The sequence below is a fragment of the Cystobacter fuscus genome (genome assembly GCF_044360685.1).
In the GTDB taxonomy this organism is placed as follows: Bacteria; Myxococcota; Myxococcia; order Myxococcales; family Myxococcaceae; genus Cystobacter; species Cystobacter fuscus_C.
Window position 1 is genome coordinate 10,209,393 of the sequence record NZ_CP043491.1, and the last position, 21,991, is coordinate 10,231,383.

A 21,991-nucleotide genomic window follows, 5' to 3' on the forward strand; every position below is an offset into this window, starting at 1 on the left:
GGTGTGGTAGAGGCCACGTCTCCGGTCTCGTCCCGCCTCGTGAGGTTCCCGTTCGTGTTCGCCTCGTCCCCCGCCGCCCTCCTGGCGCTGGTGCTCCTCGCGGGGGCCAGCGCCACCGCCGAACCTCTTCTCCCGGACTGTGAGGCGTCCCCGTCCCACGTGGAGCTACCAGCGGAGCCCACTGGGAAGGTGGAGGAGGTGTGCATCAGCCCGGAACTGCCCATCACCTTCCGCTTCGATTCACCGCTGGTGCCGGGCTCGCTGGAGCTGCAAGAACGCGAGCGTTTCGAGGACGTGGCCCCTGGGACGCGGAGCTTCACCCTCCACCCTCCGGCGGCTCTCCAGGCTGGGGAGCAGTTCAACGTGGTGGTGCGCTTCGCGGACGGGTCGGCTCCGACGAGCGCCACCTTCATTCTGGTGGGACACCCCGCACTCGGGACACGGCAGGTGAACGTGTTCCGCCACAAACGCACCGTGGAGGACTACCAGAAGGAAACCCAGGAGGAGCGCAAGAAGTCCCAGCAACTCGGCCAGGAGCTTGAACGCCTGCGGATGGAGAAGGGACCGGGTGGTCTCGCGGGGCTGATCGCCAGCGGGTTGATGACGGTGGACGACCCAGGCGTGAAGGCCGAGCACATAACGAGACATGTCACCCAGCCCGCGAGCAACGCTCTCGTTCTTCGCCGTGTCTTCAGCTACCGCGTCACCACTCGTCAGGAGAACGTGTTGCGGGTAGCCGTGGCCATGCAGTTGGTGAACCAGGGCACTCAGCCCTGGGCGCTCAAAGATGCGGCGCTGGTTGGCAAGGACCAGGAGCCCAAGCCGATGAAAGTGAGCTGGCAGCCCTCGCCCATCCTGCCGGGCGCAAATGAGGCGGAAGTGGTCGTGGTGGAGTGGGAACTGACGGCCCGGGAAGCCCAAGGCCCCTTCACCTTGAAGCTGTGGGACCAGAGTGGGAAGCGTCTCATCACCCTCGGCAACGTGACCTTCCCGTGATTCCTGGCTCTCCTGCGTGTGTCAGACTCACTGGGTAGTTCCTCGGACTGGCAACCCATCAGGGGATAGCCATCACCACGGGAGTTCCCATGAAGCTGGCCGAAGCGGTGGTGTTGTTGGTGTTTCTCACCGGATGCGCGACAACCCAGGGGACGGGAGGTTCTGGCCCTTCGCCCTCACCGGGGGCCAAGCCCGCCGTGAAGAAGGAACTGCCCTGGTTGAACGTGCCCGGCGGACGGATGAAGACGACCCTCTTCTATGGCCCCTGGCAGTGTCGCCGGGAGTTCATGAACGGGTGCCAGAGGGAGTGCGCTAGCGAGGGCTACAAGCTCATGGGCTGCATGTGGCTGGCCGATTTCAAGTTCGACTGGGAGGGACGCCTCGTTGCCTTGCCCGTTCCCGTCAAGGGCGGGAGCCGTTACGGCATCTATCACTGCTGCTGCAACTACACAGAACTATCGAAGGAAGAAAACGAGACCCAGCGCGATACATGGGACGCCTTCAGAGTCTCATTCCGGGATGATTGGTCAAAAAAGTTCGGGCAGTGGCCCTTCGAAAACGGGGAGAATTGGCCAGGGCACCATGTTCATGACCTGAAGCACGGTGGCAACCCGGTGGACCGTAACAACATCATTCCCGCGCAGCCGGGTGTGCATAAGGTCTTCTCCAAGGCGTACCCCGCTTGCTACGGTGGCCAATCGCCCTGGAATACAGTGGGGCCCGACTTGCCCTACACGGACAACTGATGATGACCACACCGATGAGCCGCCTGCTCGAAGAGGTCTCCCGCGCGCACTTCCCGTATCCACCCGCCACGCCCGAGGAGATCGAGGAGTTTGAGTGGAGGGGGGGGTGGCGTCTGGACCCGGACCTGCGGGCCTTCTATCTGCATTGCAACGGGGCGGAGTTGTTCAAGCAGCGGCCAGGTTGCCCTTACCGCATCCTTCCCTTGTCCGAGATCATCCGGGCGCGGGTGGCCATCTACGACGAAGACGATGACCAGTGGGGTCCCGCTTCCGTGTATGCACTCTGCTATGTTCAGGACGGCGATTACGTGGTGGTGGATGTGGGCCGCCAGGAGAACGGACGTTACCCCCTCGTCGATGGCTGGCATGAAGCATGGCCAGACCCGAAGCAATGCGGCCAGATTGCCAGTTCCTTCTCGGAGTTCTTGGAGGAAGCACTGCGGAGCAAGGGGCGCCAGTACTGGTTGAAGCGTGCCGCCGGGCGTTGAGGGGTCCGGCTGTCGTCGATACCCAACCTGCCCCTATCCCTATATGGACTGACGATGGCCACGCCCATGAGCCGTTTGCTGGAAGAAGTCTCCCGCGAGCACTTCCCAAATCCTCCTGCCACGCTCGAGGAGATCGAGGCGTTTGAGCGGCGGATGGGCTGGAAGCTGGACCCGGACCTGCGAGCCTTCTACCTGCACTGCAATGGAGCCTCTCTGCTTCGGAGGCCGGACTCGCCCTATGAGTTCTTTCCCCTGTCGAAGATCGTCCGGGCACGAGTGGCCATCCGTGGAAAGGATGATGATTCGCGTGGCCCAGCCTCGATGTATGCGCTCTGCTACGTGCGCGACAGCAACTATGTCGTCGTGGACGTGAGACGACAGGTAGACAGGCGGTATCCGCTCATTGATGGAGACCGTGAAACGTGGCCCAACCTGGAATACTGCACGCAGATCGCCCGCTCGTTCTCGGAGTTCTTGGAGCAGGTGCTGCGCACCCGGCGTAGCCTCTACTGGCTGGGGGAGTGAGACCGTGGCCATAGTCAGAATGCCACGAACCCGGTCCACCAAAGCGGGGATCACATGGGATTGGACAACAGTCTTGAGCTATCAACCGATTTGAAACCCGCGCAAGTATTGCGCCTCATGGCCGAGAGATTCGGGCTCGAGTGGAGCGATGATGACCATCTACTCGGGCCGGCAATATGGGTCAGCGCGATTGAACCAGATCAAGATTTCAAGCTCATGATTGAGGAGGCATTTCATTTCAGACCAGACCTGTCCGTTGGATTTCGACTCGACCCCAATAGCGGCGAATACAAGGAGGGAAATCGCATCATGCTGCGCGCGACGATGTTCCTGCTGGAGCATGGGCGAGATGGGGTCCTGCTCTTCAACGGGGAGCACATCGTTTTGCAGAGGCTCAGCGGGCACCTGGTGCTCAACGAAGACTCCAAGAACTGGACGGACGGGCTACGGCTGGAAAACGAGATTCACCTGCCCCACGAAAAGCGGCCCTTGCCATCGCCCCTATTGTAGCCGCCGCGTCTGATGTCGAGTTCGGCAACTGACGTTGAGGCATCGCATGGGCGACAAGATCACGCTCAAATCGGCAAAACAAACAAGAAGGGAGCAGTCAGATGGATTGGAGGACACTCGATCTACATGGTGCCGCGAGCATTTCGCGGGTGGTGGGCCTCTTCGAGATCTGCGACATGCGAGGCATTCCATGGACCAGATACAAGATCAAGGTCCTTGAGCGAAGCTCCGGAGGCTTCGTCGCAGTCGCGAATGTGTGCGTGAGAGACGCCAATGGAGCCCCCGATGGAGAAGCTGGACTGGGACGGACAGAGGTCGAAGCCCTCCAGGATTTCATCAAGAGATTTGGTGAGACACTGAACTCTCGCACAAACTGGCAAGAGGAAGACTTTGAATGGAGCGACCCGCAGGAATTCTGAGGGACGGAGCAACAGCGAACTCCCGTCCAACGCCGACCGGAGTTGCCTCGCGAGTACGAGCAACTCCGGTCGGAGGCCCTGGAATACCAACCGCGGCCCTGACGCGGCGGGCTACCGGCCGAGCAATTCGATCTCCGCCAACTGGGTGATCGAGTCGCCGTGGGTCTCGTTGATCTGCAACCGGTACTGGCTGTAGGCCGTGTTGTTGTTCACGGCGAAGGCCCGCGTCTGATACCGCCAGGGGAAGTCCTGCCCGGTGCGCGTATCCAGGGTCACCCAGGTGGAGCCGTCATTGGAGGCCTGGAGCGACCAGCTCCGGGGATCCCGCCCGGGGAAGTCATTGGCGGACGTCAGCGTGTACATCTTCACCGTCTTCGCCCCGGTGAGCTGGTAGCGGATCCACGGGGTGGACTGGAAGGCGAGCCACTTCGTCAACGAGTCGTCGTCGAAGCCCTGGGCGGCGCCCTCACCACTCCCGGCGTTGTCCGCGCTGGCGGAGATCGTTCCCCCCTTGGCGACATCGGCCAGCGGTTGCGGCGCGGCGCTGCCCGTGGTGAGCGAGGGAGGCAGATCACTCGCGCCCGAGCCCCAGTTCGTCGCGGACGCGCCCATCGTGAAGTCCAGCGTGCCGCCGTTCACGAGGGCCGAGTGGGGCAGGTAGTTGCGCGTATACGCCTGCCCATTCAGGGAGACGCCCTGGATGTACCGGTTCGTGTCGCTGACGTTCGGGGCGTTGATGACGAGGTCCTTCCCGTTCTCCAGGTGGACCGTCATTTTCGTGAAGTACGGAGCGCCCACGGCGTACTCCGGCCGGCCCATGCTCACCGGATAGAAGCCCATCGCGCTGAAGAGGTACCACGCGGACAGCTCGCCGTTGTCCTCGTCACCCAGGTAGCCGTACCCGTTGGAGAGACCGGACTGGTACTGGGTATTCAAGACGTCCCGCACGCGCTGCTGGGTCCGCCACGGCGTCCCCGCGTAGTTGTACATGTAGAGCGTGTGGTGCGTGGGCTGGTTGGAGTGGCCGTACTGGCCCATGTTCACGTCGTAGGCTTCCTTCATCTCGTGGATGACGCCGCCGTAGCAGCCCACGTCGTAATCCCGGGCCGCCGAGAACAGGGCATCGAGCTTGTTGGCCAGCCCGCTCCGCCCTGAATAGAGATTGGCGAGCCCCTGCCCGTCCTGGGGCGCGAGCACGCTGTAATGCCAGGCATTGCCCTCGGTGTACTCACAGCCCCACCGGTTCGCCTTGAAGTCCGCGTCCGAGGTCCGCCACGTGCCATTCGTGTTCTTGCCCCGGAAGAACCCCACCGAGGGCGAGAAGAGGTTGACGTAGTTCAGGGAGCGGTTGAGGAAGTATTGCGCGTCCTCGGTCTTCCCCAGCGCCTGGGCGAGCTGGCCGATGCCGAAGTCGTTGAGGTAGCCCTCCAGGGACCAGGACGTCGACTCGCCCACGCGATCCTGCGGCGTGTAGCCGAGGAAGATGGAGCGATCCATTCCCTTGCGGCCCCGGGCCGCATCGCTGCTGTACGTCGCCGCGTTGCGCAGCATGGAGTCATACGCCGCGGCCACGTCGAAGTTGCGCACGCCCTTCAGGTAGGCATCGGCGAAGATCACGTCCGAGTTCGTGCCCACCATGATGTTGGCATAGCCCGGCGCGGACCAGCGCGTCACCCAACCCCCGTCCTTGTAGCCATTGACGAACCCGTCGATCATCTCGCCGGCCCGGGTGGGAATGAGCAGGGAGTAGTAGGGCCAGGTCGTGCGGTACGTGTCCCAGAACCCGTTGTTGACGTACACCTTGCCCGTCTTCACGGGATGGCCGCTCGCGTAGGGCGAGGCGTAGCGGGGCGTGCCTCCCACGTTCTCCCAGGCGGAGTTCGGGTACAGGAACGTCCGGTACATGTTGGAGTAGAGGATCGTCTTCTGATCCTCCGTGGCCCCCTCCACCTCGATCTTGCCCAGCAGCGCGTTCCAGGCGTTCTGCGCCTCCTGCTTGACGGTGTCGAAGCTCTTGGTGCCAATCTCCTGCGCCAGGTTGTCCTGGGCCTGGGCCACACTGAGGAAGGAGGTGGCGATCGCCATCGTCACCTTCTCGCCCGGGGAGGTGCTGAAGCGCACCCAGGACGTCACGGCGCGCTGCCCCGTCACCTTCTGGGACTCCGCGATCGCCTTGCTGAACCTCGCGTAGAAGTACATGCGGGGCGCGGGACCCCACCCCGTCGCGTGGTCCGTGTAGCCGGAGACCACGCCATTGGCCTGGTCAATCGTGAGCGAGCCATTCTTGCCATCCACCGTGTCGAACAACACGTAGGAGCTGGTGCCCGGGAACGTGAAGCGCCACGACGCGCCGTGGTCCGTGGGCGCGATCTCCGTCTGGAGGCCGTTGTTGAACCTCACGCTGTAGTAGTGCGCCCGGGCAATCTCGTTGGCGTGGCTGAAGGCCGCGGCGCGGCTCGCGCGGTCCGCCGTCACCGAGCCCGTCTGGGGCATCACCTGGAACGTCTGCCGATCCCCCATCCACGGGCTCGGCATGTGGCTGATGGTGAAGGCCTGGATCGCGCTCCGGTTGTAGTCGTAGATCCAGCTCGTCGAGTTCGCATCCGTCATCGGCGTCCAGAAATTGAAGCCGAAGGGCACCGCCGCCGCCGGGAACGTGTTCCCCCGCGAGTAGCCGCCACCGGAATTGCTCCCTCGCAGCGTGTTCACGTAGTCCGAGGGAAGCGCCAACGCCTCCCCCGCCCAGAGTGGACACAGCAGGAGCACGCCCAGCATCTTCTTGCTTGGAATCACCAAGGCACCGCCTTTCGTGTGATGGTCGGGACCAGCAATCCCGGCATAACACGGATACCTTGATCTTCCTCCTGGAGTCCGCGAGTATTCACGGGTCGTCGGCGAGCGCATGCTCCACACGCACCGCGTCACCATGGCGGCTCAAACCAACCCGCACGCGGGCCGGGGGGAAGGCGCCCCCCGGTCCCGGGCGGCTCAGGTGCGCAGGAAGGCGCTCGCGTCGGGCAGTCCGCTGCCGGACGTGTCGACGCCCATCGCGGTGAGGATGCCCGAGAAGATGTCCGGCTCGTTCGACTCCACCTTGCCGGGCTGGGGCGCGCCGGTGCGCGGGTCGAAGCCATAGGTCAGCGTGGTCTTCGGATCCACGCCTCCGAGCACCGTGTTGCCCCGGACCCTCGGCGAGAGAATCATGAACCCGTTGTTGAGGTCATGCCCGGTGCCGAAGACCTCCACGCCCTCCGTCCGGTTGCGCGTGCGCCCGAACTCGGTCGCCATGTAGATCAACGAACGGTCCCACAGGCTCTCGCCGCTCGAGTCGAAGGGCTCCGACTTGAGCAGCTCGATGAGCTTGTCGATCGTGCCCATCAGGCGCGACCACATGAAGGCCTGGATGGCGCGGTGATCATTGTGGCTGAAGTCGAAGGCCAGCGGCGGGTTGGTGAACGTGAACGGCTGGGTCAACGCCACGTTGAACGACGGGCCCAGCGTCACCGTCACCGACACCCGGTGCTTGATCAGCAGGAAGGCCAGCGCCGCCTGCGCCTCCACGGGATCCGTCTCGAAGAACGGGAAGACCGCGCGCAACCGCTCCGCGTCGGCGGAGCTCGACAGGCCATACTCCGAAAGCGGCGTCTTGGACGGATCGTCGCGCATCACGTTGAGGCGGCTGATGAGATCCTGCGCCTCCAGGGCGGGCTGCCCCGAGGTGCGCTGCTCGTTCCACAGCTTGAGCGCCGCCGCGTCGTCGAAGGTCTTGCCGAAGACCGACTGGGCATCGAGCGAGTTGCGCACGCCGCGGGCCAGGGCCATCACGTCGCGGGAAGGCGCGCCCTTGAGGCCCTTGATGCCATCCAGGCCCAGGGGCCAGAGCGAGGGGTTGGCCACCACCTCGCCGTAGCAGTGCGAGGGGAGGGAGCTGTCGGTGCCGCGCTCGGAGAAGCCCGAGTTGCCCATGTTCACGTTGGGAATGGGGAAGCCCGCGCCGTACTGGAGGGCCACGCACTCCTGCAACGTCCGGCCGCGCCAGGCGCCGTTGCCGGTGAGGCTGCGCTTCTGCGCGATGACGTGGTTGACCGACGTGCCCACCGAGGTGGCCACCAGCATGGAGTCCTTGTACTTCTTCACGAAGGCCGACTGGTCCGTCTTCACCGGATAGGGGATGTTGCCCAACTGGCCTTGCACCTTCACGGCGCGGAACGGCGAGCCGTCCACCACCTCGAGCTGCGAGTCGGCAAAGGTATTGAGCCTGGCGGCGTTGCCGCCCGCCGCCGTCGTCTCCGCGGCGCGCACCGCCAGCATGCTGTCGATGATGGAGGCGCCACCCACCGCGCCCACCACGATGAGGAAGCGGGGCTTGCCATCCAGGCGCGCCTGGCGCACGCCTCCGAGCTGCTCGAGTGCCGCCGGGGTGGTGAGCGCGTCCCGGCAACCCGTCAGCAGGGGGCTCATCGCGGTGCCCGCCGCGCACATCGACAACGCCTTCAACATTTCCCGGCGCGAGAGCCGTCCATTGTTTCTCAGTGACATGACGTTCCCTTAGAAGAAGACGGATTCGGCGGAGGAGAGGACGGCGAAGCAGGAGGCGATCATCCAGTCACGCCCCGGCGTCTGGCTGCCCTTGGACTCGATCTCGGTGGCCAGTTGCGACAGGGTGCCCACCTCGTGCTCCGTGGGGTTGCGCACCAGGGCGCGCTGGTAGAGGGCGGTGATGGCGTCGCGCACCGGCGCGCCTTCCCGGTTCGCCAGGCGCCCCTGCGCGTCGAGCTCGATGCCCTTGAACACGCTCGCCTCCCCAGGGGTGGCGGCGTCGAGCGAGACGCGCTGGATACACGCCGCCAGCGCCACGCGATCGATGGCGATGGGAGTCGTCACGCCCGAGGACGTCAGGGGCTCGTAGAGGCCGACGCCGTAGGGCTCGACACCGCCCAGGGCCACGGTGTGCACGTACGTGGTGCAGGGGTACAGGCCCAGCTCGTTGCACACCTGCTCCGGCGGCAGCGACAGCGCCGAGGCGAAGTGGGCGGTGAGCTGCTCCGGATTCTTGAAGCGCAGGTTGTTGCGCGAGGAGGGAGCCACCTCACCGGAGCTACCCGTGCCGGCATCGGCGGGCGGCGTCCCGGCATCCGGCCCCGAGGGCGCGGGCGCGGGGCACGCGGAGAGGACACAAGCGGAGGACAACAGCAACACGCGAAGGAAATCAGGGCGCACCGTAGGCCTCCGTGCGGATCAGGTCATGAAGCATGCGCTGCACGCGGTACTGGTGCGTGTCCTTGAAGCGCTTCCAGGTGGCGACGAACTCGGTGTGCTCCTCGGCGGTGGGGGGGTGGCCCACGAGCAGCTTCCAGTAGTCGGTGGCGGCGGAGATGGCGAAGGCATCGCTGTTGGCGCCGACCTGCGCCCACTCGACGAGGTTGCTCACCGGCTGGCCGAAGAGGTAACCGGTCTCCGGCATCTGGGTGATGATGGGCGTGGCGTTGGGGAAGCGCTTCTCGATGCGGCCGGGCACGTAGCTCGCCCAGGGCACCTCGGGATTGCGCGGGAAGGACAGGCCCTCGTAGTTGCGGAAGGGGTAGCTGAGCGGATCGAGCGTCGCATGGCAGGCCGCGCAGGCGGGCGCGGTCACGCCCTTGCCGTCGTAGTCGCGGGGCTCACCGGGGATGCTGAAGAGGCCCTCCTGCTTGGCGATGTCGAGACCCAGATACGCCCGGTAGGCCTGGGACGCGGCGTTGCGCGGCAGCGCGCTGAACATCACGAAGTAGATGAGGCTCCACGTGGAGGTGATGTTGCCCGCGCGGTGCAGCTCATCCACGGCCTGCATCGGCAGCGAGGGCACCGCCGAGTAGCGGGTGGGATTGGTCTCCCGGAGCACGTAGTGTTTCGCCGTCATCACCGCGCGTGCGTCGTGATCGTCGAGCTGCGCGTAGGCGTAGAGCGCGTAGTCGTCATAGTAGTCGGCGAGGGGAACGGCACCTTTGTCCTCTCCGGCCTTGAGCGAGCCCACCGGGCGGACCTTCGGGTGCGCCAGCTTCCACAGCTGCCCGTTCTTGCCGCGCCAGAACTCGCTCTGGGTGCACCGGTCCAGCTCGGTGTCGAGCCGGGCGAGCTGCGCATCGGCGCTCAACGCGCTGAACTCCTGGAGCTGCGCGTAGGTGATCGGGGTGCCACAGAAGTCGAGCAGCAGGCGCTTGTAGGCGAAGCGCGCGTCGTAATGGCACACGTCGTACTGGGAATTCTCGCCCGCCTGGCAGCGGCCGGTGTCCACGGGCACGCTGTTGGCATCCGCCGGGAAGGTGCCGCGCTGGATCTCCTCCAGGTTGGGCACGCCGTCACCGTCGGCGTCCTGCGCCTCGACGGCCTTGAGCGCCGAGGGAAGCGCGGCCGCGAAGTCCCCGTAGGACAGGGGACGTGCCGCGTTGGGCACCAGGTGGGGTTCCAGGCTGGCACCGAAGGCGTTGCGCTGCGGCGGAGCGACGTGACAGTACGTGCACGCTGGCTGCTGGCCCGTACACGCGGGCGCTGTGGGATAGGTGGAGCAGAACGCCCCGCCCGCGGGAGGCATGGCCCATGCCGCCCCGGATAGGAACACGGCGGCCCCTACAATGAGTCGTCGAAACACGAGAACACCTCGTCAAAACAGTCGTTCATGAGTGGGACGACACATCAGCGACGAAAAAAGGAAAAAGTCGCGTGAAGATTCCGTCGAAAGGCCAGCTGGCGCGTCGTTTGACGTTCTCGATACACGCCGGACGGATGCAAGGGATTCTACCCGGATTCCCCGGAGCCCTCAATCTCCATGATCAACTGGAAAAATTTCATTTGACCGGTTGGACAGGGAGTGGGCGGCCGATTGTCCCGAGAACAATCCGAGGCCGGCGGCCTACAGGAACGTGCGGACCTCGGCCAGGACGCGCTCGGCGTGTTGCTCGGGGAACCAGTGGTTGACGTCCTCGAAGAGGCGGAAGCGGCAATCCTCGCGCTCGCGCACCGCGCGCTCGAAGGCGTCCGTGGAGGCCATCCGATCGAAGGGGCTGCGGATGTAGAGCACGGGGAAGGGAAAGTCCGTGTACGGCGTCTGGTACTCGGCGCCCAGCAAGGCGAAGGGCCAGCGCACCAGCCAGAGCGGACCGTGCCAGTAGTGGTAGCAGTCCTGGTGGAGCTGGTCGGCCCGTTCGCCGCGATAGCCCGCGGAGCGCTGGATGGCCTCGGACACGGCGCGCTGGAGGAACGGCACGCGCACGTAATACGGCAGGCTGAAGAACAGGGCGTAGAACCACCCCAGGGCCCGGAGGCCGTGCTCGCCCAGGTCGTAGCGGAACGAGGAGCCCACCGACAGGGCCACCAGCTTCTCGATGGGCGCCTGGGGATGGCGTTCCCGGGCATAGGCCCACGTGTAGGTCGCGCCCCAGTCATGCGCGATGACCACCAGCTTGCCCGTGGGGCTCGCGGCGGCGAGGTCATCGAACAGGCGCGTCACCTCCTCGAGCAGGACGTCCCCCACCAGCTCGCTCAGCTTGGGGAAGTGGGGATGGGTGAGGCGGTTGGGGAAGGCGATGGCGTAGATGTCACGGCCCCGGAGCCACGGCTGCTCGCGCTCCCCGGCCCGTACGTACGCGTCGTACATCCGGGGCGAGTCCGGAAAGCCATGCAGCAACACCAACGGGCTGCGCGTCGCGTCCGGTTCCTGGTGAAGGTGCTCGAGCATGCAGTACATGGGCGTCTCCGTGGACCGTCACTCCATGGACGGCCGCGCCCGGCACATTAACCCTGCCCTCCCACGCCGTCCGTGCCCGGGTAGGCTCCCACGCCATGCCCTCCCTCTTCTCGAAGCGTCTGGCCGCGGTGTGTGCCGCCGCCGCGTGGCTCGCCTGCAAGAGCGACCCCCAGCCCGGCCCCATCACGCCTCCCAATCCACCGCCGCCTCCGCCCGTGGATCCACTCCACGTGCCCTCTCCGGACTGGAGGGATCAGATCCTCTATTTCGTCGTGACCGACCGCTTCGCCAACGGTGATCCAGGCAACGATGACCAGGGCGCCGGCGAGTACGACCCGGCGGATGGGGCGAGGTACAGCGGCGGGGACTTGAAGGGCCTGCGCGAGCGGCTCGACTACATCCAGGGCCTGGGCGCCACGGCCGTGTGGCTCACCCCGCCCGTGGCGAACCAGTGGTGGGATCCGCTCGTCAACTACGGCGGCTATCACGGCTACTGGGCGCGGGACTTCAAGCAGGTGGACCCGCACCTGGGCACGCTGGAGGACTACCAGGGCCTGTCGCGGGAGCTGCACTCGCGCGGCATGTACCTGGTGCAGGACATCGTCCTCAACCACATGGCCAACTGCTTCCGGTACACGCGCTACGACCCTGCGGATGTGTCCGCCCACGTGGAGCTCAACACGGGTGCCAGGCCCGCGTGTGGCCCCACCCAGGCGCCCTTCGATCAGTGGGATCCCACGCGCCCCGCCCACCGCGACGCCCACGTCTTCCACTGGACGCCCTCCATCCAGGATTACGGCGTGCGCGACCAGGAGCTGAACTGGCAGCTGTCGGACCTGGATGACCTCGACACGGAAAACCCCGCCGTGCGCGCGGCCCTCCGGGACAGCTATGACTTCTGGATCCGCGAGGTGGGCGTGGATGGCTTCCGCATGGACACGGTCTTCTACGTGCCCCCGGCCAGCATCAAGGACTTCCTCTACTCCACGGACGCGGCCCACCCGGGCGTCGTCCCGTTCGCCCGGAGCCTGGGCAAGGAGGGCTTCCTCGCGTTCGGCGAAGGCTACGCCACCGACCTGCCCTTCCAGGACACCGCGACCCGGAAGATCGCCTCGTACATGACGGAGGAGTCCACGGGTGACGCCCTGCTGCCGGGCATGCTCGACTTCCCGCTCTACCGCACGACGGGTGACGTGTTCGCCCGGGGCGCCCCCACGTCCCAGCTCGGCTACCGGATGACGCGCTCGGCGGCGGCGTTCCCGCGTCCGCACCTGATGCCCACCTTCCTGGACAACCACGACGTGGACCGCTTCCTCAAGGGAGGCTCGGAGGCGGCGCTCCGGCAGGCGCTGTTGTTCATGATGACCGTGCCGGGCATTCCCGTCCTCTATTACGGCACCGAGCAGGGCTTCACCGAGCAGCGCGGCGCCATGTTCCAGAAGGGGTTCGCCTCGGGAGGCAAGGATCGCTTCGACACCACGGCGCCCTTGTACGCCCTCGTCCGCGAGCTGACGGCACTGCGCAAGACGCACGCCGTCTTCCGTCATGGCACCCCCACGGTGCTGCGGCAGAACGAAGCTCGCGCCGGAGTGTTCGCCTACGAGATGGAGGACGCGGGACAGGTCGCGTTCGTCGTCTTCAACACCTCGGACGAGGAGGTGTTGCTGGACAACCTGCCCACGGGCCTCGCCGCGGGCAGTGGGCTGAAGGTGCTCGCGGGTCTGGACCCGGAGGCCCGGGACACCCGGACCGGAGCGGACGGACGGCTGTCCCTGAAGCTCCCTGCCCGCGCGGCCCGGGTCTACCAGCCCTCGGGAGACGTCGTTCCGCCCCCCGCCCAGACCGCCCGCGTCACCCTCTCCAACGCCAGCGGCGGCACCGTCCCCGGCGACTTCGAGCTGTCCGGTACCGCCACCGGCGTGTCCTCGTTCCGCCTCGTGGTGGATGGCATGCTCGGGGGCGCGCCCCTCGTGACGGTGCGGACGGATGGCTCCTGGAGCACCCTCGTCAGCACCCAGGGCATGACGGACAGCACCCTCCAGCACTCGCTCGTCGCGTGGGCCGGGGAGGACCAGGTGCTCTCCGACACGTGGACCTTCCGCGTGGAGCGCGTCTTCACCGCCCTGCTCACCCACGACGATCCCGAGGGGGATGACGTGGGCCCCACGCAGAACTACCACTACCCCACCGATGAGACCTGGGGCGTCAACCACCAGGGAGACCTGCGCCGCGTCACCCTCCTGGGCTCGGGCAACACACTCAAGCTGGCGCTCCAGACGAAGACCGTCACCACCACCTGGAATCCGCAGAACGGCTTCGACCACGTGGCCTTCACCATCTACATCGACGTGCCCGGACGCTCGGGCCTCACCGTGATGCCCCAGCAGAACGCGTCGCTCCCCACCGGCATGACGTGGGACTACCGACTGCGCGTCCACGGCTGGTCCAACGCCCTGTTCGACCCCCGGGGCGCCTCCGCCACCGTGGAGGGCACCCCGGTCTCCCCCACCGCCGCCATCGAGGTGGACAAGGGCGCCAGCACCGTCTTCCTCACCCTGTCCGGAGAGCTGTTCGGCGGTCTGTCGACGCTCCAGGGCGTGAAGGTCTACGTCACCACCTGGGACTACGACAACGGCTACCGGCCCCTCGTCCCCGCGTCCGAGCAGTGGAAGTTCTGGGGAGCGGATGGCGCCACGTCGCCTCTCGTCCTGGACGACACGCCCGTGCTCACCGTGCCCTGAGGGCTCGAGGCGCCACTCCAATCAGTACGGCTGGCCGCGTGGTCAGTGGGAAACGCCGGGCTCCTTCACCTCCGGCAGCCCCAATCGCTTCGCGGCCTCATCCATCATGCGCTGCCGGACTTCTTCCGGCTCGCCCTCCTCGCCTCGCGAGCCGTTCAAGCCGACGTCCTCGGCCAGGCCGCTTCCCCGCCAGCTCTCGGCGGGGACGCCGCGGCCCCCGTTCGTTCCCAGCGACGGCGCCGCGGACTCCGAGCGTGCGAGCGGCGCGCTTCGCCTCAGGGCGGCGTAGAGGTCCACGAGCGTCACCCCGGCGACCGCAGCGGTGATGACGCCCTGCCAGACACGGTTCGCGCGCGGCTTGCCGAAGGTCACCGCCAGGAGCGTGAGATCCATGGCATCCCCCGCCACGCGCGCCCAGACCCAGTCCCGCCGCTGGGGCTCACGCAAGAGGCCCCATCCGCTGGCCAGCTCACGAAGGCCGAGGGCCCGCACCCGGTCGGCGCGGTACTTCGACAGGCCCAGCACGCGGCAGATGCCCTCCGCGAAAGCCAGCTCCGTCAGTCCAATTCCCAGGCTCGCCCATCCGAGAGCCCACGGCAGACGCTCACGCTTCATCGAGATGACCTCCATGGGAGGAAAGGTGAGGACGTGCCTGGAACCGGGACAAGCGCCTCGGGGAACGGAGCCGCGTCTGGCCGTTCCCCCACCCCGCGAGCGGTCAGGCGGGCAAGCCCCCCGCCAGCTGGTGCAGCATCAGCACCGTCTTCCAATTGCGCGCGGTGACGGGGGAGCCCACCACCTTGTCGAACAGCGCCGGGGCGAGTTTCGTCCTGGCCACGCCATTGGGATAGTGCACCCACAGCGCGTCGCCCGCGGCCTCGATCAGCTCGCCGGCACTGGCGCGCTCGCGAAGCGCGGCGGCCGCGCCCGGCTTGGGCTTCTGCTTGGACAGCGCCAGGTGCAGGAGGTTCGGCTGCTTCTCGGCGGCGTCCGGGAAGGGGCTGCCAGCGGCATAGGCCGCCCACTGCCGGGCGGTCCGGGCGATCACATCGACCGCGAAGCCGAAGCGCTGTTGCAGCGCGGTCTCGAGCATCGCGGCCGCTTCATCCGCGCCCCCGGGAGCGGTGACGACGAGGTTGCCACTCTGGATGTAGCTCTCGACGTCGCCAAAGCCGATGTCGCGGCACGTCTGACGGAGTTCCTCCATGGGAACCTTGCGATGACCGCCCACGTTGACGCCGCGAAGAAGCAGGATGATCCGGGACATGGGAGCAAGCGTGCCACTCCCATGCGCGCGAGGGGAACCCTTCAGTGCGGCGCCACCGCGTCACTGGAGGGCAGGGACGTGGGCGTGGGGCGATGGGTCCGGGGGAAGAAGAGCGCGGCGAGGAAGGCGCCCAGGGCCGAGACGCAGATGAGCCAGAAGTTGAGCGACAGGCCACGGCCGAGCGCGTCACCGAGCGTGCGCAGCACCTCGGGCGCGAGGCCCCGGCCATGCTCGGGGCTGAGGATCTGATTGGCCGCGGACAGGGGAATGCGGGAGTCCTCCATCAGCCTGGACACCATCACCCCGCCCATCAACCCCACGCCCAGCGCCCCGCCGATGGTGCGGAAGAACATGTTGCTCGCGGTGGCCACGCCTCGCAGTTCCCAGCCCACGCTCGTCTGCACCGCGATGAGCAACGACGTGGAGGCGAAGCCCAGACCGAGGCCGAAGATCCCCATGGCCACCTCGGGGACGAGCAGGGGCGCGCCCGGCTTGAGCAGCAGCGCCATCAGCGCCGTGCCCGCTGCCGCCATCCCGAAGCCGCCGATGATGAGCGGGCGGAAACCCATCCGGAGGATGAGCCGTCCCGCCAGGAGACTCGCCAGGGGCCAGCCGACGATCATCGGGGTGATCATCCCCCCGGCCAGCGTGGGTGAGCCGCCCAGCACGGCCTGCACGTACAGCGGCACGTAGGTGGTGGCACCGAACTGCGCGGAGGAGAAGAGCGCGCCGGCCACCGAGGAGATGGCGATGGCGGGAATCCGGAAGAGGGACATCGGCAGCAGGGGCTCGGCCGCCCGGAGCTCCACGAACACGAAGGCGGCGAGCAGCACTCCCGCCCCCACGAGCGCGGGGAGCTGGTGCTCCATGCCCTGCACCCCGATGAGCAGCAGCACCACGCCCGCGGAGAGCAACACCGCCCCCGCGATGTCCAGCCGCTGGGGTTTGCGCTGGACGCGCTCATGGAAGAAGACGCCAAGCAGGAACATCGCGCCCACGCCAATGGGGACGTTGACGAAGAAGATCCAATGCCAGGTGAGGTACTTCACGATGAGCCCGCCGGTGAGCGGGCCCACCAGGCCGGCGATGCCCCACACGGCGCTGAAGGCGCCCTGGACGCGGGCGCGCTGCTCGAGCGTGTAGAGGTCCCCCACCACGGTGAGCGCCACGGGCTGCATGGCACCCGCCCCGAGCCCCTGGAGCGTGCGGAAGGCGATGAGCATGCCCATGGACGTGGCCAGGCCACTGGCGATGGAGCCCACGAGGAACAGACCCACGCCGAAGAGGAGCACGGGCTTGCGGCCGTAGAGATCCGAGAGCTTGCCGTAGATGGGCACGGTGATGGTGGAGGCGAGCATGTACGCGGTGAAGACCCACGCGTAGCTGTGCAGCCCGCCGAGGTCGCTCACCACCGTGGGCATGGCCGTGGAGACGACCGTCATCTCCAGGGCCGCCATGAAGAGACACAGGGCGAGGGCCAGGGTACTCAGGGGGCGGTGCGTGGTGCGCATCCGCCCTGCCTAGCGGGTGGACCGCCGGGGCGCCACCGCAAATGAACTCCGCTCCACCCCGAGTCCTGTTCGACTCCACTCAGGTCATGAGCGTGCTCCCCACGAGCCGTTGGACACGCTCCAGGGGAGGGACCTGCCCGCCCTGGTCCTCAGCCGGCCTTGGAGATCTGCGAAGCGGCCTTGTCCTGGGGAGCGGCGTAGCCCGAGAGGATCAGGGCCTCCGCGATGGCCTCGCCCATGGCGCCCGACACCGGGCCGAACGACGCGTTCTGGCACCACGCCTGGACCATCAGCACGGGGCCCTTCACGGTGAACTCCGCGAAGCCGATGGAGAGCGAGGGCTGCGCCAGCACCCCCGGCACCGCGGCCACCCGCTCCTCCAGGGCCCGCTTGATCGCGGCCACGTCGGCGCCGTGCCGCAGCGGCACCTTGATGGCGACCTGCCGGGTGGCGTGGTGGCTGTAGTTGACGATGTTGTCGCCGAGCAACCGGCTGTTGCCCACGACGATGCGCAGGTTGTCCGGCGTCTCGATGGAGGTGACGAACAGACCGACCTCATGGACCGTGCCGGACACACCCGCCGAGGAGATCGAGTCTCCGACGCGGAAGGGCCGCAGCACGAGCAGGAAGACGCCCGCGGCGAAGTTGCTCAACAGGCCCGACCACGCCGAGCCGATGGCGATGCCCGCCGCGGCCAGCAGAGCGGCGAACGAGGTGGTCTCGATGCCCATCATCCCCAGCAGCGCCAGCAGCAGCAGGATGGTGAAGGCGCCCGAGAAGAGCGACTCGGTGTAGCGGATGAGCGTGGCGTCCAGCTTGCGCTTGTTGAGCGCGAGGTTCAGCACACGCTGGAAACCGGCGATGAGCGAGCGCCCCACGAACCAGAGGACGATCGCGGCGCCCAGCTTCATGAAGAAAGGGAGGGCCTGCGTGAGGGCCAGCGTCTTGAGCTGCTCGATGAGTGATTCCATGGGAACTGGGATGCCTTTGAGGATGAGGCCGCCGTCCTTGGATCGGCGGCTCCGCGCACATTAGCAAGCCCCATACCCACGTGTCCGCCCCCCCCTCCCCCCGCCTCGGAGGGGGCCACCCACCCCGTGTCTGACGTGTCAGCGCACGGTGTTGACAAGTCGGGCGCGGCTCAGCCCCCCTTGGGGAAGGAAGCGCAGGCCTCGCCGTACTCGCGCCACCAGCCCTCCAGGGCCTTGAGGTCGGTGGGCCGGGGCTCGTCGCCCGCGCCCGCCATGTCCAGGTAGGCGTGCAGCAGCGGGCGGAAGTGCGGGTGCGCGCACTTGTCGATGATGTCCACGGCGCGGCGCTTGGGCGAGCGGATGTCCATGTTGAGCGCGTAGCCGTGCTCGGTGACGACGCACTTGATGTCGTGCTCGGTGTGGTCGATGTGCCGCACGTACGGCATCACGCAGCTCACCGTGCGCCCGTCCTTGAGCGGCCGGGTGGACGGCGTGTGCACGATGCTCACGTAGGCGTTGCGGAAGAAGTCTCCCGAGCCCCCCAACCCGTTGACGATGCGCGAGCCGTCGATGTGGGTGGAGTTGACGTGGCCGTAGATGTCCACCTCGATGGGGGTGTTCATCGCGATGACGAACAGGCGGGAGATGATCTCCGGGCTGTTGGACAACCACATGGGCCGCAGCACCAGCTTGTCCCGGCAGCGCTCGAACAGCTCCATGAAGCGCCGACGCCCGTCCGCCGAGAAGGACACCGCGGTGGCCGAGGCGTTCTCGAACTTCGCGTCGTCCTCCAGGTAGCGCAGCATTCCGTCCTGGAAGACCTCGGTCCAGAAGCGGATCTTCTGGAAGGGGGACGTGTAGAGCTCGCCGATGATGGCGTTGGCCACGTTGCCCACGCCGGACTGGATGGGAGGCAGGCGCTCACCCCAGCCGAACTGATCGCGGCACTGGAGCAGGAAGGCGATGACGTTCTGCGCGATGCGGCGGTCCGTCTCGCTCGTGCCCTTGAAGGGCACCGGATGGTCGGGCGTGCGCGACTCGATGACGGCCACCACCTTGCGGTGATCGAACTCGACGTTGGGCGTGCCAATGCGGTCGCGCACGTTGAGCAGCGGCAGCGGCCAGCCCACCTTGGGGTGCACCGCGGGCAGGGCGATGTCGTGGAAGCCCGTGTAGTCCGGCACCGCGGTGTTCACCTCGAGGATGACCTTGCGCGCCCGGGAGAGCGCCTCGGCGGAGATGCCCACCGACGAGGAGAGGATGACACTGCCGTCCGCGAGGATGCGCGACACCTCGACGACGGCGACGTCGATGTCCCCGTAGAAGCCGTACATGAGGTTGCGCGCGAAGGCGGACAGGTGCACGTCGGTGAAGTCCATCTCCCCCGAGTGGATGAGCTTGCGCGAGGCGGCCGAGGACATGTACGGCCCGCGCTTGCGGATGAAGGGCGCCATGGGCCCCTCCACGTCGTCGGCGAGCGAGGCGCCGCTGAGCAGCGTGATGCGCGAGGCGGGGGCGGTCTCGGTGAAGTGCCGGGCCAGGGCCGGGAAGAAGGTCTTCGGCTCGCCCGACTTGGTGAAACCACTGATGGCCACGGTGTTGCCGTCGGTGACGTGCTTGACCGCCTCTTCCACCGGGACGACCTTGGCCAACAACTCCGCGTTCTCGATCCGCTTCTGCAGTGAGCTCATGGCGAGCAGCATCCAATGCCTCGGAACGGCTCCCCACCACAAGCGAACCGGCCCACAAGAAAAAGTCGTCGGAACATTCAGATGACAACGCCGGTGCTCCAGCGCTCGCCTGGCCTCCCCCGTGCGACGGCTTCACGTCCCACCGGCTTGACTACAACGGTAGTCAGGACGTACCTTGCTTCGTGACGACACTTGTAGTCACGCGGGCGGGAACATGAAGAAGCCGGTGGGAGAACAGGAACTGACGCTGCTGCGCTGGGTGGCGGAGCACGGCCCCGTCACCGTGGGGGAGGCGGCGGAGAAGTTCGGCGAGCCGCAGGGGCTGGCGCGCTCCACCATCCTCACGGTGATGGAGCGGCTGCGCGGCAAGGGGCACCTCACCCGGCGCAAGGTGGAGGGCGTCTACCAGTACAGCTCGAGCATGCCGTTGGCGGAGCTCTTGCGCGGCGTGGTGGGGGACTTCGTGAAGAAGTCGCTGGCGGGCTCGCTGTCGCCCTTCGCCACGTGGCTGTCCGAGACCGACGAGGTCAGCGACGAGGAGCTGCGCCAGCTCGAGGAAGCCGTCGCCCGGCTCAAGTCGAAGAAGGAGGGGGAATCATGAGCGCGCTGGACTGGAACGCGGGACGTGAGCTGGCGCTCGCCGTGGCGCGGACGCTGTGGCAGGTGTCCTGGCAGGCCGCCTTCTGGGCGCTGGGGGTCTGGGCCCTCACGCGCGTGTGGCCGAAGCTGCCCGCCTCCGCGCGGACCACGCTGTGGTGGCTCGTGGGGCTCAAGTGCCTGGTGGGCCTGTGCGTGGTGGGGGCGGTGCGCCTGCCACTGCTGCCCGCGCCCGAGGCGTCCCCGGCGCACATGGAGACGGTGGCCCCCGGGCCCGCGCTGGCTCACGACGACGCGCGGCCGGTGGACGCTCCGCACGTGCCCGTGCGCGACGAGACGCCCATACAGGGCGTGCCCTGGAAGGAGGGGGTGCTGCTGTTGTGGCTCGGGGGTCTCGCGTGGCAGGGGCGGGAACTGCTCCGAGGGCTGGTGCGCCTGCGCCACCTCCGGCGCGAGGCCCGGCCGCTCGAGGACGACACGCTCCACCAGGCCGCGAGGGTGCTGGGGCGAAAGCTGGGTCTCACGCGGATTCCCGCCCTGCTCGTCTCCGAAGAGGCGCCCAGCCCGCTGGCGCTCGGCCTGCTGCGCCCCGAGGTCATCCTGCCGCGCCGCGCGCTGGAGTCGCTGTCCCCCCTGGAGCAGCGCATGGCACTCGCGCACGAGCTCGCCCACGTGCGGCGCCGGGACTTGTGGCTCGGGTGGGTGCCGGCGCTCGCACGGGCGGTGTTCTTCTTCCACCCGCTCGTGCGGCGGGCCTGCCAGGAGTACGCGCTCGCCCGTGAAGAAGCCTGCGACGCCGCCGCGCTCCAGGCCACCGGTGCCGAGCCCCACGACTACGGACGGCTTCTGATCCTCTTTGGTGTCGCCCGCGCGCCGGCCGCGGCGGCGGCATCCGGTGCACCGTCACACCTCGCGGCCCTGAAACGGAGAATCGCCATGCTGGAACACGCCGAGACCGATGCGAAGCGTCACCCCCACTGGGCCCGCTGGGTGCTGGGAGGACTCGCCCTGGTGGCGCTCGTCCCCTTCCAGGTAGTCGCCCGAGAAGCCCCCGCCGCCGCCACGGCTCCCGGTGTCCCGGGCAAACTCGCCGTGCCCCATTCCCCGCGGAGCGCCCCGCGAGGAGCGGACGAAGACTCCGCACTCTCCTATGTGCTCATCGATCCCCCCCACCACACGACCATGTCCGGCTCGACGGAGGACTTGAGGGCGGCACAAGCGCTGGCCGGAGGGGGAAAGGAGCCTCTCCTCTATGTGCGCCAGGACGGCCAAGCGTACATCATCCGGGACGCGGCGACGCTGAAGGCCGTCGAGGAGTCTTTCGACCCGCAGCGGGCAATCGGCGAGAAGCAGTCCGAGCTGGGCCACAAGCAATCCGAGCTGGGCCACAAGCAATCCGAGTTGGGCCACAAGCAATCCGAGCTGGGCCACCAGCAGGCGACCATCGGAAGGAAGATGGCGGAAGTGGCGCGAAAGCGAAGCGACCTCGCCCTCGAGCGGCATCGGCTGGAGAGAACGAGCGCGCAGGTGTCCCCGGAGCTCGAGCGCCAGGAGCAGGAGCTGGAGCGCGAGATGGAACCGCTCGAAAAGCAGATGGAGGAGCTCGGCCGGCAGATGGAGGTCTTCACCCAGCCCATGGAGGAGCTTGGCCGGCAGATGGAGGAACTCGGCAAGCCGATGGAAGAGCTCGGCCGGCAGATGGAGCTGGCCACCCAGGAGGCACAGAAGAAGGTGCGGGCCCTGTTGGACGACGCGATCCGCAAGGGCCTGGCCGAGCCCGTGAAGCGCTGACACCGCCGCTCGGAA

The 21,991-nt window shown here is 67.2% G+C and carries 18 protein-coding genes; 8 read left to right on the forward strand and 10 right to left on the reverse strand.

Features of this window, described 5'->3' with window-relative positions:
- Positions 1–54 precede the first annotated feature (54 nt).
- The 5 genes from F0U63_RS41875 to F0U63_RS41895 all read left to right on the forward strand — a co-directional run bounded on the left by F0U63_RS41875 (position 55) and on the right by F0U63_RS41895 (position 3,265).
- Positions 55–996 carry a DUF2381 family protein gene (locus F0U63_RS41875; RefSeq protein WP_395839527.1) on the forward strand — a complete coding sequence of 314 codons (942 nt, stop codon included), beginning with the start codon at positions 55–57 and terminating at the stop codon, positions 994–996.
- Positions 997–1,085: 89 nt separating this feature from the next.
- Positions 1,086–1,742 (forward strand): hypothetical protein, encoded by a 657-nt coding sequence (locus F0U63_RS41880; RefSeq protein WP_395839529.1) that lies wholly within the window; start codon positions 1,086–1,088, stop codon positions 1,740–1,742.
- A gap of 2 nt (positions 1,743–1,744) precedes the next feature.
- Positions 1,745–2,230, forward strand: a complete 486-nt coding sequence (locus tag F0U63_RS41885) for an SMI1/KNR4 family protein (protein WP_395848509.1) — start codon at positions 1,745–1,747, stop codon at positions 2,228–2,230.
- 54 nt (positions 2,231–2,284) lie between these two features.
- Positions 2,285–2,755 carry an SMI1/KNR4 family protein gene (locus F0U63_RS41890; protein WP_395839531.1) on the forward strand — a complete coding sequence of 157 codons (471 nt, stop codon included), beginning with the start codon at positions 2,285–2,287 and terminating at the stop codon, positions 2,753–2,755.
- Positions 2,756–2,809: 54 nt separating this feature from the next.
- The gene (locus tag F0U63_RS41895) at positions 2,810–3,265 is read left to right on the forward strand and encodes a SitI3 family protein (RefSeq protein WP_395839533.1); all 456 of its coding nucleotides are present in this window, start codon (positions 2,810–2,812) and stop codon (positions 3,263–3,265) included.
- A 530-nt stretch (positions 3,266–3,795) separates the two neighbouring features.
- Here F0U63_RS41895 and F0U63_RS41900 read toward each other — a convergent pair.
- The 5 genes from F0U63_RS41900 to F0U63_RS41920 form a co-directional block, all read right to left on the reverse strand.
- Positions 3,796–6,477, reverse strand: coding sequence for a GH92 family glycosyl hydrolase (locus F0U63_RS41900; RefSeq protein WP_395839535.1), 2,682 nt, complete (start codon positions 6,475–6,477; stop codon positions 3,796–3,798).
- Between the two features lie 195 nt (positions 6,478–6,672).
- Entirely contained in the window at positions 6,673–8,223 is a 1,551-nt protein-coding gene (locus F0U63_RS41905; RefSeq protein WP_395839537.1) for a hypothetical protein, read from the reverse strand.
- A gap of 9 nt (positions 8,224–8,232) precedes the next feature.
- Positions 8,233–8,904 (reverse strand): hypothetical protein, encoded by a 672-nt coding sequence (locus F0U63_RS41910; RefSeq protein ID WP_395839539.1) that lies wholly within the window; start codon positions 8,902–8,904, stop codon positions 8,233–8,235.
- Positions 8,894–10,255: a hypothetical protein gene (locus F0U63_RS41915; RefSeq protein ID WP_395839541.1), complete on the reverse strand. Its 1,362-nt coding sequence runs from the start codon at positions 10,253–10,255 to the stop codon at positions 8,894–8,896. Before F0U63_RS41915 ends, F0U63_RS41910 begins: the two co-directional genes overlap by 11 nt.
- Before the next feature lie 318 nt (positions 10,256–10,573).
- The gene (locus F0U63_RS41920; RefSeq protein ID WP_395839543.1) at positions 10,574–11,407 is read right to left on the reverse strand and encodes an alpha/beta fold hydrolase; all 834 of its coding nucleotides are present in this window, start codon (positions 11,405–11,407) and stop codon (positions 10,574–10,576) included.
- A 95-nt stretch (positions 11,408–11,502) separates the two neighbouring features.
- Here F0U63_RS41920 and F0U63_RS41925 point away from each other — a divergent pair, with 95 nt between their 5' ends.
- The gene (locus tag F0U63_RS41925) at positions 11,503–14,148 is read left to right on the forward strand and encodes an alpha-amylase family glycosyl hydrolase (protein WP_395839545.1); all 2,646 of its coding nucleotides are present in this window, start codon (positions 11,503–11,505) and stop codon (positions 14,146–14,148) included.
- A gap of 42 nt (positions 14,149–14,190) precedes the next feature.
- Here F0U63_RS41925 and F0U63_RS41930 read toward each other — a convergent pair whose 3' ends face one another.
- The 5 genes from F0U63_RS41930 to F0U63_RS41950 form a co-directional block, all read right to left on the reverse strand.
- On the reverse strand, positions 14,191–14,763 hold the full coding sequence (locus F0U63_RS41930; RefSeq protein ID WP_395839547.1) for a hypothetical protein: 573 nt from the start codon (positions 14,761–14,763) through the stop codon (positions 14,191–14,193).
- A gap of 103 nt (positions 14,764–14,866) precedes the next feature.
- The gene (locus F0U63_RS41935; protein ID WP_395839549.1) at positions 14,867–15,415 is read right to left on the reverse strand and encodes a DUF1697 domain-containing protein; all 549 of its coding nucleotides are present in this window, start codon (positions 15,413–15,415) and stop codon (positions 14,867–14,869) included.
- 41 nt (positions 15,416–15,456) lie between these two features.
- Positions 15,457–16,926 (reverse strand): MDR family MFS transporter, encoded by a 1,470-nt coding sequence (locus tag F0U63_RS41940; RefSeq protein WP_395839551.1) that lies wholly within the window; start codon positions 16,924–16,926, stop codon positions 15,457–15,459.
- 149 nt (positions 16,927–17,075) lie between these two features.
- Positions 17,076–17,897: a mechanosensitive ion channel family protein gene (locus F0U63_RS41945; RefSeq protein ID WP_395839553.1), complete on the reverse strand. Its 822-nt coding sequence runs from the start codon at positions 17,895–17,897 to the stop codon at positions 17,076–17,078.
- 170 nt (positions 17,898–18,067) lie between these two features.
- On the reverse strand, positions 18,068–19,588 hold the full coding sequence (locus F0U63_RS41950) for an acetyl-CoA hydrolase/transferase C-terminal domain-containing protein (protein WP_395839555.1): 1,521 nt from the start codon (positions 19,586–19,588) through the stop codon (positions 18,068–18,070).
- A 214-nt stretch (positions 19,589–19,802) separates the two neighbouring features.
- On the opposite strand from F0U63_RS41950, the gene F0U63_RS41955 reads away from it, so the two are divergent.
- Together F0U63_RS41955 and F0U63_RS41960 are read left to right on the forward strand one after the other, a co-directional pair.
- The gene (locus F0U63_RS41955; protein WP_395839557.1) at positions 19,803–20,189 is read left to right on the forward strand and encodes a BlaI/MecI/CopY family transcriptional regulator; all 387 of its coding nucleotides are present in this window, start codon (positions 19,803–19,805) and stop codon (positions 20,187–20,189) included.
- A complete protein-coding gene (locus tag F0U63_RS41960) occupies positions 20,186–21,976 on the forward strand; it encodes a M56 family metallopeptidase (RefSeq protein ID WP_395839559.1) in 1,791 nt (596 codons plus the stop codon). The genes F0U63_RS41955 and F0U63_RS41960 overlap by 4 nt, the downstream gene beginning before the upstream one ends.
- The last annotated feature ends 15 nt before the right edge of the window (positions 21,977–21,991 follow it).